The sequence below is a fragment of the Staphylococcus sp. HMSC072B07 genome, from assembly GCF_001815505.1.
GTDB lineage: Bacteria > Bacillota > Bacilli > Staphylococcales > Staphylococcaceae > Staphylococcus > Staphylococcus simulans.
Genome location: NZ_KV820901.1, coordinates 14867 through 27993, shown reverse-complemented (window position 1 = coordinate 27993; position 13127 = coordinate 14867). Strand labels below are relative to the sequence as shown.

Annotated in this window: 9 protein-coding genes; 1 reads left to right on the top strand and 8 read right to left on the bottom strand. The window is 35.2% G+C overall.

From position 1 onward, the window contains the following. Positions 1-22: 22 nt before the first annotated feature. The 7 genes from coaE to HMPREF3031_RS02965 form a co-directional block, all read right to left on the bottom strand. On the bottom strand, positions 23-637 hold the full coding sequence (gene coaE / locus HMPREF3031_RS02995) for a dephospho-CoA kinase (protein ID WP_002481164.1): 615 nt from the start codon (positions 635-637) through the stop codon (positions 23-25). A gap of 26 nt (positions 638-663) precedes the next feature. Further along, positions 664-1536: a bifunctional DNA-formamidopyrimidine glycosylase/DNA-(apurinic or apyrimidinic site) lyase gene (gene mutM, locus HMPREF3031_RS02990; RefSeq protein ID WP_002481165.1), complete on the bottom strand. Its 873-nt coding sequence runs from the start codon at positions 1534-1536 to the stop codon at positions 664-666. 15 nt (positions 1537-1551) lie between these two features. Beyond that, positions 1552-4182 carry a DNA polymerase I gene (gene polA / locus HMPREF3031_RS02985; RefSeq protein ID WP_002481166.1) on the bottom strand — a complete coding sequence of 877 codons (2631 nt, stop codon included), beginning with the start codon at positions 4180-4182 and terminating at the stop codon, positions 1552-1554. Between the two features lie 92 nt (positions 4183-4274). After that, entirely contained in the window at positions 4275-5993 is a 1719-nt protein-coding gene (pnpS, locus tag HMPREF3031_RS02980; protein ID WP_002481167.1) for a two-component system histidine kinase PnpS, read from the bottom strand. Further along, on the bottom strand, positions 5990-6706 hold the full coding sequence (locus HMPREF3031_RS02975) for a response regulator transcription factor (RefSeq protein WP_002481168.1): 717 nt from the start codon (positions 6704-6706) through the stop codon (positions 5990-5992). Before HMPREF3031_RS02975 ends, pnpS begins: the two co-directional genes overlap by 4 nt. 173 nt (positions 6707-6879) lie before the next feature. Further along, complete coding sequence (gene icd / locus HMPREF3031_RS02970) at positions 6880-8145, bottom strand: NADP-dependent isocitrate dehydrogenase (RefSeq protein WP_002481169.1); 1266 nt, start codon at positions 8143-8145, stop codon at positions 6880-6882. Between the two features lie 62 nt (positions 8146-8207). Further along, the gene (locus HMPREF3031_RS02965; RefSeq protein WP_023016092.1) at positions 8208-9326 is read right to left on the bottom strand and encodes a citrate synthase; all 1119 of its coding nucleotides are present in this window, start codon (positions 9324-9326) and stop codon (positions 8208-8210) included. Between the two features lie 361 nt (positions 9327-9687). On the opposite strand from HMPREF3031_RS02965, the gene HMPREF3031_RS02960 reads away from it, so the two are divergent. Then, entirely contained in the window at positions 9688-11049 is a 1362-nt protein-coding gene (locus HMPREF3031_RS02960; RefSeq protein WP_002481171.1) for an amino acid permease, read from the top strand. Between the two features lie 308 nt (positions 11050-11357). On the opposite strand, the gene pyk is transcribed toward HMPREF3031_RS02960, so the two are convergent. Next, on the bottom strand, positions 11358-13118 hold the full coding sequence (gene pyk, locus HMPREF3031_RS02955) for a pyruvate kinase (RefSeq protein ID WP_002481172.1): 1761 nt from the start codon (positions 13116-13118) through the stop codon (positions 11358-11360). Between the last annotated feature and the right edge of the window lie 9 nt (positions 13119-13127).

Below are 13127 nucleotides of genomic sequence, written 5' to 3'. Positions count from 1 at the left end.
TCAGATTAAAATCATATTCACATTAAACCTCTTCAGAACTTTGAATATAACCTTCCTCCATCAACAATGCTTCAAGGTTTTGTTTAAGCTCTAGCAACGTACCGCGATTATCAATAACACGATCTGCCATACGACGTTTTTTATCGATAGAAATCTGACTATATACACGCGCTTTCGCTTCTTCTTGTGTTAAGTCATTACGTTCCATTAAACGTTCCACTTGAATACTTTCAGAAGCATAGACTAACCATGTTTCATCAACAGTATCTTGAAGGTTATTTTCAAATAATAATGGAATATCCATAATTACATTGAAGCCTTCTTTTAAATAAGCTTCTTTTTGTCTTTCCATTAAATCTCTCACGATAGGATGTATGATTTGGTTTAATTTCTCTCGCATTTTGTCATCATTAAATACGATTTCACCGACGTATTTGCGATTCATTTCACCATTTTTATCTATCGCTTCATCGCCAAATACTTGGCGGACTTGTTCTAAACCTTCATAACCTTTTTCTACCGCTTCTCTTGCCGCAATATCCGCATCCACAATTTTAAAACCATGGACTGCAAGCAATTCAGATACAGTAGATTTACCTGTTCCGATTCCGCCTGTTAAACCAATTACTTTTTGCATAATCTAATCTCCCTCGTTCAATTTATTTATTTTTGACAGTTTGAACAAAAGTGACTGTTTCTGCCACCTATCACTTCTGTCTCAATCGGACCGCCACATACAGGACAGATTTTCTTTTTATATACATTTAAATACTCCTGCATATGTCCAGTTTGACCATCTGCATGGCGATAATCAGAAATGCTGGTTCCGCCTTGTTCAATACCTAATGTTAGAACAGTCACTACTTCATCAAATACACGCTTTTGCTCTTGTTTCGTTAAAGTATTAACTTTGCGTTTTGGATGAATACGTGCATTAAATAAAGCTTCACACGCATAAATATTACCGCAACCTGCAATAACATGATGATCTAAGATAACTTGTTTAATCGGCTTATTCTGATACTTCGGCAATGCTAATTGTTTTTGATAGTGTGTGTATGCATTGTCATCAAAAGGCTCTGGAGCCATCTTTTCAAATGACGTGTATGCTGTAATATCATCAACATTTTTAATTTCACCAAAGCGTCTAATATCAGAAAAGATTAATTGTTTGCCGTTACTAAGTTTGAAATTGACGTGCCAATGTTTTTGATAATTCGGTACAATAATCTCCGTTAAGTCATTGACTACGAAATAGCCACCAGTCATTCCTAAATGACTGACTAATACTCTTTTATCTTCATCTTTCTCTAAATATAAAAGAATATATTTACTTCTGCGTTCCACACGTGTAATTTTATAGCCTTCTGTACGATTTTTAAACATCGGCAAATCAATTTGTTTAATAATTGTGTCTCTACCGCTCGCTTTTCCATCGATGACTTTATCCGAGAACTCAACACTTTCAATAATTTGATTGATCACAAAGGGTTCAATCCCTCTTTTAACGTGCTCTACTTCTGGTAATTCAGGCAATTTGCGACCTTCTTTCTATTTTGCATCGTACCATGTTGGACCATAGTTAGTATCCACTTGTAATGGTACTTTTAATTCAATGGCATTATCCATAATATCTTCAATAAATTCACTGAAAGCTTCTACTTCATCTTTTGGCAGTTCAAAAATCAACTCATCGTGTACTTGTAGTAATAAGTGTGCATTGAAATCTGTTTCTTTCACAGCTTTATCATAATTAACCATTGCTAGTTTGATAATATCTGCAGCACTACCTTGAATTGGTGTATTCATAGCTGTTCTTTCTGCGAAACTGCGTTGATTAAAGTTTCTGCTTGTAATATCAGGGATATATCTGCGACGGTGTAATAATGTTTCTACATAACCTTTTGCTTTCGCATCTTTAACGATATCACTCATATATTGTTTAACGCCTGGGAAACTATCTAAATAATCATCAATAAATTTCTTCGCTGCTTTTCTCGTAATACCTAAACTTTGGCTTAAACCATAATCACTAATGCCATATACTATTCCGAAGTTTACAGCTTTAGCTTGTCGACGCATTAAACCATCTACTTCGTCTGCTTCTACACCAAAGACTTTCATGGCTGTAGCTGTATGAATGTCTCTTCCTTCTCTGAAGGCATTCATCATGCTTTCATCTTGCGTAATATGAGCAAGTACGCGTAATTCAATTTGAGAATAGTCCGCTGAAAGAATAACGTTATCCACTTCTGCAGGTTTAAAGGCCTTTCTAATGCGGCGACCTTCTTCTAAACGTACAGGAATATTTTGCAAGTTAGGATCGACAGATGACAGACGTCCTGTTTGTGCAAGTGTTTGGTTAAAGTGTGTATGAATGCGATTATCATCTTGTATCACTTTTTGTAAGCCTTCTACATAAGTAGATTGTAATTTAGATAACTGGCGATATTCTAAGATATCTTCGATAATCGGATGTTCGCCTTGTAGTTGTTCTAAAACATCTACTGCAGTTGAGTAACCCGTTTTCGTTTTCTTGATAACTGGTAACTTCAAGTTTTCGAATAATACGACACCCAATTGTTTCGGTGAATTAATATTGAATTCTTCACCTGCTGCTTCATGAATACGAGCAATTAAAGTATCAAGCTTACCTTGAATTTCTCTTTCCATTTCTTTTAGCTCTTCAATATCCGTGTAAATGCCCATTTCTTCCATTTGTCCTAAAATGCGCGCAAGCGGCAATTCTAAGTTATTGAATAAATCTAATTGATTGTACTCTTTCAATGCATCAATCATTACAGGTGTACTCTCATCAATCGCATCCAAAATCGAAGCAATATAAGGATTCAACACATCATCTTCTGGCACTTGTCGTTTTTTGCCTTTACCAAAAACGTGTACTGCTTCAGGTACATAACCTTGGCCATAATCGACAACTACTGAATGAACATCATCAATTGAGCGAGATGGATTTAAAATGTAGCTTGCTAACATGATATCAAACGTAATATTTTTAATATCGATATTCATGCGATGTGCTTCTGCATATGTTTTTTTCGCATCATAGACATACTTTTCTGTTTGTTCGTCTTCTAACCATTTTATTAACTCAGGATAATTTTGAATCTCATCCGCATTAATCACCACAAAGTGTTCATCTGCTTTAAAGCCAAATTTCAAAATATCTGCAGTGAGATAGTCACCTTCATCTACTTCAAAGTGAAGCGCTGCTTGTTTTAATTGATCAAAGTCAATTGCGTTGAAATCTGTTTCAATATCATATGTTCGATCAGATTCAGTTTCAGTATCGGCATTAACATCGATTTGGTTCAACATTTGTTTAAAATCAAGTTCTTTAAACAGTTCAATTTTTTGTGTTTGATCCACTTCATCAGGCAACTTCGTTTCTTCAAGTGTAACTTCAATTGGACTTTCTCTATTAATCGTTGCTAACTCTTTACTCATCAACGCATCATCATGACCGTTTTCAAGTTTTTCTTTTAACTTTTTACCAGAAACTTCATCTAAATGATTATAAAGGTTTTCAACTGAATCAAATTGATTTAAAAGTTTAATAGCAGTTTTTTCACCGACACCCGCGATACCTGGGATATTATCTGAGCTATCTCCCATTAAACCTTTCATATCAATAATCTGTAACGGTGTTAAACCATTATATTTTTCCGCGATGAATGAAGGTGTGTAATGGTCAACATCTGTCACACCTTTTTTCGTATAGTATATAGTCACGTTATCAGAAGCGAGTTGTGTTAAGTCTCGGTCACCCGTTACAATTATTGTTTCAAAACCTGCTTTATCTGCAGCTTGACTTAACGTTCCGATAATATCATCCGCTTCATAATTTTCTAGTTCATAATGCTTAATATGATACGCATCTAATAATTGTCTGATTAACGGAAATTGTTCACTTAATTCTGGTGGCGTCTTTTGTCTGCCGCCTTTATATTCTTTAAATGTTTGATGTCTGAATGTCGTTTTTCCAGCATCAAATGCGACTAAGAAATGGGTCGGTTTTTCTTCTTTGATAATTTTTTCTAATAACATCGCAAATCCATAAGTGGCATTTGTATGAATTCCTGCACGATTCGTTAAAAGAGGCAATGCATAAAATGCTCGGAAACTTAAACTATTCCCATCAATTAACACTAATTTTTCCACACTATAACCTCCAGAATTGATTTGTTTCTATTTTATCATATGTGACATAGCCACTCATAAAAATAGCGCCGGAATTCCATCCGGCGCATATATTAAGATAACTTAATTGATTTATTTTTATTATCGAAAAATATCACTTTAAACGTTGTACCTACGCCAACTTGACTGTCTATTTGAATACGTCCGTGATAAGCTTCGACAATATGTTTCGTAATAGACAAACCAAGTCCTGTACCGCCTGAATCACGGCTTCTAGCTTTATCTACACGATAAAAACGTTCAAAGATATGTTTTTGATCTTCTGGAGCGATTCCAATCCCAAAATCTTCGACCTCTAAGACACGTTTTTCTCCATCTTTATAGACACGCACATGAATACGACTATCTTGAGGTGAATAGTTAATCGCATTGCTGACGATGTTCACCACAACCTGAGCAATTTTCGATGTTTCGGCATCGATAATCACGTAATCTTCAATATCCGTTTCCAACGTAATATTTTTCTTTTTACCATTTGTATATAAAGTTTTTACGGTGTTTCTCGTTACATCAGATAAATCCACAGGTTCTGTTTCAATTTCTTTTTGTTGTTCAATATGTGATAAGTCTAATAAATCTTCGACCAATGACTCAATACGATTAGACTCCTTCAAAATAATATTTAAGAATTCATCCAACGTCGTTTCATCATTCTTCGCCCCATCAATTAAAGTTTCCGCAAATCCTTTAATTGAAGTGATAGGTGTTTTCAGCTCATGTGAGACATTTGCGACAAATTCACGACGCAAATTCTCTAATTTCTTCAAGCTGGTAATATCGTGAAGAACGACAACCATCCCTTGCATTCTTTTCTTTTTACGAGATAGAATCGGCACACAGACGGTATCAAAATAACGTTCGTGAACATTATTCAAATATACTTTGACTTGTTCATTCATCGTTTTTTCGGTTTTAAAGGCATCGATAATCAATGTATTCAATTTGCCTTTAATCACACGATTGTAATTTTGATTCACGACATTTGTTTCAGGATTAAACATTTCATAATATGCTGTATTCGCGATAACAATTTTACCGTATTTATCAATCATTAAAACTGAACTTGGTATATTTTCAAGTGTTGTTTTCAAACGATTTGATTGAATTTTTTGTTCGTTATACATTTTTTGTAAACGACGTGCTAATTCATTCGTTGTTACGAATAAGTCTCGCGTTTCTTTCACATTGCTTTCAGGTACTCTGATATGATAGTGCCCTTGTGCTAAGAGTTTCGTCGCATAAGTTACATCATTAATCGGTCTGATATATGTGCGGTTAATGTTTCTAACAATTAAGAAGACTAAGGCAATAATGAATAAACCAATGATCGCAATATATTTCCAAGCTTCAAATTGTAGTTGTGTAATTTCATTATCGTAACCTGTAATTATAATAAAATGATCATTACTAATATATTTATAAGTAAATCTACGATTGTCATGATGCGTATCATAAAGCAGATTAGATGGATTTCCAACTACATTGATGTTTGGATTTGCGGGAACTTTTTTATCTGATTTAAATAATGTTTTACCTCCATCATTGCTATGTATGGATATTGTAAAATTATTTAAGTGTGCGTATTCTTTTAAAGCCTCTTCATGATGTGCTTTGTATGTCTTGTTGATACGCTCAGCATCATGCTTCAAGTTTTCAGCATCTCTCGATGAAATCGTTGTATAAATCGCATGATTGATTAGTAAACCTAAAGCAACAAGACAAGAGATAATCAAGATGGCTAACGTCAGCAGTAATCTTGTGTAAAACTTCAATTTGCAGATTTTGGTCTTTCTAGTTTATAGCCTAATCCACGAACAGTTTTAATAAGCTTCGGCTGCTTAGGGTTTTCCTCTAATTTATCTCTTAAATGACTGATATGCACATCAACAATTCTTGAATCACCAGTAAATTCATAATTCCATACAGAGTTCAACATGTGCTCTCTTGTAATAACACGACCTTGGCGCTCGATTAAATAAAGAAGTAACTCAAATTCTTTAGGGGTCAATTCTAACAGTTCATTATTTTTATATACTTCAAAGTATTCAGGTCTGATTTTGATTGAACCGATGATTACATCTTCACTATCTGTTTCTTCTTCTTTTTGACTGTGAACTTGTTTAGATCTGCGTAAAATAGCTTTTACACGTGCTACAACTTCTCTTGGTGAGAATGGCTTAGTCATATAGTCATCTGCACCGAGTTCCAAGCCTAATACGCGATCAAACTCGTCATCTTTGGCAGTCAACATTAAGATAGGAACAAGATTTCGGTCTGAACGAATCGTTTTACAAACTTCAATGCCATCCAACTTCGGCAACATCACGTCTAATACGACTAAATCTGGTTGTACGGCATTCAGTTTTTGAAGTGCTTCTTCACCGTCATAAGCAACTTCTACTAAATAACCTGCTGTTTCTAAATTGTATTTCAGCAAAGTTACAATGGATTGTTCATCATCGACTACTAAAATTTTTTGTGTCATAGTCTTACCCCCTGTGTATTTTTCATCTTAATTATAACTTATATTTTCAAAAAGATAACATACTACGAAACATCTTTACATAAACTTAACATTCACTTAACAAGTTCAATCATTCAAAAAAATAAAGCTATACCGCCCTTATCAGAGCAGTATAGCTTGAAATCAATTAAGTCTTATAGATTTTTGATTAACTCGTCAGCGAACTCAGAAGTTTTTACTTCTTTAGCGCCATCCATCATACGTGCGAAGTCATACGTTACAACTTTAGATGCAATTGTTTTTTCAATTGAATCTGTAATTAAGTCAGCAGCTTCTTGCCAACCTAAGTGTTCTAACATTAATACTGCACTTAATAATTCTGATGATGGGTTTACTTTATCTTGGTCTGCATATTTAGGTGCAGTACCGTGAGTTGCTTCAAAGATAGCGTGGCCAGTATCATAGTTGATGTTTGCACCAGGTGCAATTCCGATACCGCCGACTTGTGCTGCTAATGCGTCAGAAATGTAGTCACCATTTAAGTTCATAGTTGCTACTACATCATACTCAGCAGGACGCGTTAAGATTTGTTGTAAGAAGATATCAGCAATTGAGTCTTTGATAATGATTTTACCATCTGCAACTGCTTGATCTTGGATTTTGTCCGCTTCTTCTTTACCTTTTTCATCTACTAAGCGATCATGTTGTTGCCAAGTGAATACTTTATCACCGAATTCACTTTCAGCTAAATCATAACCCCATTGTTTGAATGCACCTTCAGTAAATTTCATGATATTACCTTTGTGCACTAATGTGACTGATTTACGATTGTTATCAATCGCATATTGGATAGCTGAGCGTACTAAACGTTCAGTACCTTCTTTAGATACAGGTTTTACACCGATACCAGAAGTTTCAGGGAAACGAATGTTTTTAGCACCCATTTCATCTTGTAAGAAATCGATTAATTTCTTAGCTTCTGGCGTACCTTCTTTAAATTCGATACCTGCATAGATGTCTTCAGTATTTTCACGGAAGATAACCATGTCAGTGTCTTCTGGACGCTTAACAGGAGATGGAACACCTTTGAACCAACGTACTGGACGTAAGCAAGCATATAAGTCTAATGTTTGACGTAATGCTACGTTTAATGAACGAATACCGCCACCGATTGGTGTAGTTAAAGGTCCTTTGATTGCGATGAGATATTCTTCAATCGTATCTAAAGTTTCTTGTGGTAACCATTCGCCAGTTTCATCATATGCTTTTTGACCAGCTAAGATTTCTTTCCATTCGATTTTTTTCTCGCCATTATAAGCTTTTTCAACCGCTGCATCTAATACACGGCTTGCTGCTCTCCAGATATCTGGTCCAATACCATCACCGATGATAAATGGAATAATAGGATTATTCGGTACTAATAAACCGTCTTCTTGTTTAACAATTTTTTCTGGTGCCATTCTAAATTCCTCCGTTAATATAAATTTTGTGATTAATGATTCAAGAATGTCGCTGTTAAAAATTAGCGCTCTTCAATTGGTAAATACTTACGATTTGTTTCACCGATATATTGAGCACGTGGTCTCATAATACGATTATCTCTATATTGTTCGAAAATATGTGCTAACCAACCTGCAGAACGACTGACTGCGAAAATTGGAGTAAATAAATCATGTGGAATATCCATGCTGTGATAAACAGTCGCACTATAGAAGTCAACGTTAGCAATAATGCCTGTACGTTCTTTCATTAAGTCTTCAATCGCTACTGAGATATCATATAAATGTTTTTGACCTGTCTCATCCGTAATTTTTTTACTCATTGTTTTTAAATATTTCGCACGTGGATCTCCGTCTTTATAAACACGGTGTCCAAAGCCCATGATTTTCTCTTTGTTTTTCAATTTATTATCAATATATGGTTCAACTTCATCCACTGAATGAATTTCAGATAACATGTTCATAACACGTTCGTTTGCTCCGCCGTGTAAAGGCCCTTTTAATGAACCTACAGCTGCAACAATACCTGAATACATATCTGATAAAGATGATACTGCACAACGTGCTGTAAATGCTGATGCATTCAATTCATGGTCAGCATGCAATACCAATGCTTTGTTAAATGCTTCAACTTCAATGTCTGTTGGCTCTTCACCACGTAACATATATAAGAAGTTAGCTGCATAGCATAAGCCTTGTTTAGGATAAACTGGCTCTTTTCCTTGTCTTACACGTTCAAATGACGTCACAAGTGATGCCATTTTTGCTTGGATTCTAATTGCACGTTCTAATTTTTCTTCATCCGTTTCTGACTCTGCATTTTCATCAAAGTGTGCAATATAAGAAACTGAAGTTCTTAATGCTGTCATTGGATGAACGTCGTCTGTTGCATAATCTTCGAAATGCTCATAAACTTTTTGGTCTAGTTTTGCATACTCATATAATTTTTCTTGCAACTTGTTCAATTCGTCTTTCGTCGGAAGTCTGTAATTCCATAATAAGAATACAACTTCTTCAAATAATGCGTTTTCTGCTAAATCATCGATGTCATAACCAGCATATGTCAATTGGCTATCGATAATTGAGCTTACCTTTGTTTCAGCTGCAATTACCCCTTCTAAACCTTTATGCAATTCTGCCATATTAATTTCCCCTTTTCTATAACAAATTGAAATGGCTTTCATTTAGTATTATATCCAATATTAACGGTTTTGTGAACAATTTCGAAACTTTGTATAAAGCGGTTACATTGCTCAAACAGCTAAAACACCCTGTTCAGACCATATCTCATTGCCTTTATTGGTATTATATTACATTTTTATAGTTTTAAGTAACGAAAACCCATGCAAATTAACCGATTATTTTTAATTTATTATCATTCATCATAACTTAAATTCATTGATAATTGCATGAAAATTCTCAATATTTTTAAAAACCATTTGTCATATTCTATGGATATGTGCATAATATTATTAAGGTGCAAAAAGGGAGTTGAATTAATTTATGTCAAACAATTTACAAAGAGAATTAAGCAATCGGCACATACAGTTAATCGCAATTGGCGGTGCGATCGGTACTGGATTGTTCTTAGGGGCAGGACAAACGATTGCGATGACGGGACCTTCGATTTTATTAACATACATCATTATTGGTTTAATGTTGTTTATGTTTATGAGGGGTTTAGGGGAAATCTTAATTACAAACACAAAATTTAAATCATTCGCAGATGTGACAAATGAATATATCGGACCTTTTGCTGGGTTTGTGACAGGTTGGACATATTGGTTATGTTGGATTATCACAGGGATGGCAGAAGTTACAGCCGTAGCGAAGTATGTCAGTTTCTGGTGGCCTGAAATTCCTAACTGGGTCAGCGCTTTAGTCTGTGTACTTGTTTTAATGGCATTCAACTTATTAAGCGCAAAACTTTTTGGAGAATTAGAATTCTGGTTCGCAATTATCAAAGTTACGACAATCATCGTGTTAATCGTTGTCGGATTAGGTATGATATTCGTTGCTTATGAAACTAAATTCGGCCATGCGAGTATCACACACCTTTATGACCATGGTATTTTCCCTAAAGGTGTATCAGGTTTCTTCATGTCTTTCCAAATGGCACTCTTCTCATTCGTAGGGATTGAGTTGATTGGTGTAACAGCTGGTGAAACAAAAGACCCTGAAAAGATTATTCCTAAAGCAATCAACAGTGTACCTGTACGTATCTTACTATTCTATGTAGGATCACTTGCAGTAATTATGTCAATCATTCCTTGGTATAAAGTAGATCCTTCTGATAGTCCATTCGTAAGATTGTTCGCGTTAGTCGGAATACCTTTCGCAGCAGGTATCATCAACTTTGTTGTACTGACAGCTGCTGCATCATCTTGTAACAGTGGTATTTTCTCAAACAGCCGTATGTTATTCGGTTTATCAAGACAAGAACAAGCACCACCTGTTTTCAACAAAACAAATAAAAATGGTGTGCCGCACATTGCGATCTTTGTTTCATGTGCATTATTACTTATCGCAGCATTATTGAACTATATTTTCCCAGATGCAACATTAGTATTCACATATGTAACAACAGTATCAACAGTTTTATTCTTAGTAGTTTGGGCATTGATTATCGTTGCTTATATTAACTATCATAAACGTAATCCAAAAGCACACAAAAATTCAATTTATAAATTGCCAGGTGGACGTTTCTCAGGATACATGATTTTATTTTTCTTCATCTTTGTATTCGCATTGCTATTCGTCAACCCGGTAACAAGAACTGCAGTATTTTTATCTCCAATCTGGTTTATCCTTTTAGGATTAATGTACTGGAGATACACACAACAACTTAAGAAACATCAATCATAAAAATTAAAAATACGCACCCTAACAAAATGCGTTTACTCACTTTTAGAGTAAGCGCATTTTGCTTTGTCTAAAACCTATCCTATCCTCTTCTATCCCCTATATGAGCCCCATAGATTAACAACACTCTCTTTATTATAAATACATATCTGATGTTATATCATGCTTAAAACAATGCATAGACTGCTTTTAAATGCTACATGAATTATAAGGTGATACATTCACTTCCCAAATCAAAATAAAAAACTGTCTGCTCCTGAGGAACAGACAGCTTGTCTATTTAAAGTTTAATATTGATACTTTAGAGATGATTAAAGTACGTTTGCATAACCGTCATATACACGGCCAGTGTTTGCATCAACTGTGATTGTAACATCATCAGCGATTAATTTAGTTGCGTTTTTAGCACCAACGATTGTTGGGATACCTTGTTCTAAACCGATGATCGCACTTGGTGATGTGATACCAGCTTCTTCAGCAACTAAACCAGCAGCTTGTTCTACATAAGGTACGAATGTTTCATCTGTAGAATGAGTAACGATTACAGAGTTTGAAAGATCTCTGCCTTCTAATTCAGAAGCTTCATTTACAACTACTGCGTTACCTACTACTGAATTACGTCCAACACCTTGACCTTTAACAAGTTCGTCACCAACTAGGTGTAATTTCATCATGTTAGTTGTACCTTTTTCACCAGTTGGAACACCAGCAGTGATGATTAATAAATCACCATTTTGAACGCGGCCAGTTTCGATTGCTGTTGCTACTGCATTGTTAAGTAATGCGTCAGTAGTTTTGCGTCCTTTTTTAACAACTGGGAATACGCCCCATACTAATGCTAATTGACGAGCTGTTTCTGGGTTTGGTGTTACAGCGATAATGTCTGAATGTGGACGGAATTTAGAGATAGTTCTTGCAGTTGAACCACTTTCAGTTGCAGCAACGATTGCTTTAACTTTTAAGTTAAGGGCAGTATGTGCTACAGAAACACCAATTGCATTTACTAAGTTAGTTTCTTCTAATTTAGTACGGTCATTTAATAATTTTTTGTAGTTTTGAGCGGCTTCAGCTGCAACTGCAATGTTTCTCATTGCTTTAACAGCTTCTTCAGGATATAAACCTGCAGCAGTTTCACCAGATAACATAACTGCATCTGTACCATCATAGATAGCGTTAGCTACGTCACTTGCTTCGGCTCTTGTTGCACGTGGGTTACGTTGCATAGAGTCTAACATTTGAGTTGCTGTGATAACTGGTTTACCTAATTTGTTACATTGTCTGATAAGGTCTTTTTGGATTACAGGTACATTTTCAGGTGGAATTTCAACACCCATGTCACCACGAGCTACCATTAAACCATCAGAAACTTCAAGGATTTCTTTAATGTTGTCGATACCTTCTTGGTTTTCGATTTTAGGAAGAATTTGAATGTTAGTATTACGTTCTTCTTCTAAAATTTTACGGATATCTAATACGTCACTTGGACGACGTACAAAGCTTGCTGCGATTAAGTCGATGTTTTGATCGATACCGAAGCGGATATCATCAGCATCTTTATCAGTAATACCAGGTAAGTTAACTTTAACGTTTGGTAAGTTAACACCTTTTTTATTTTTAATTTCACCTGAGTTGAGGACTTCACATAAAACTTCGCCTTTATCTTTATTGATTTCTTTAACTTCTAATTCTACTAAACCATCATCTAATAGAATATAAGAACCAATTTCAATGTCGTTGATTAAATCTGCATATGTTACAGAAAATTTCTCAGCTGTACCTAAAACTTCTTCCATGCTTACGATAACTTCTTTACCTTTTTCTAAGAAAATCACACCGTCTTTCATGTTGTGTGTTCTGATTTCAGGTCCTTTTGTATCAAGCATGATTGCAATAGTTTTGTCTAAACGTTGTGCAACTTCTCTGATGCGGTCAATACGAACTTTGTGTTCAGCGTGATCACCGTGTGAGAAGTTCAAACGGGCAACGTTCATGCCAGCGTTCATTAATTTTTCTAACATTTCTTCAGATTCTGATGCAGGTCCAATCGTACAAACGATTTTAGTTTTTCTCATTATAAAAGC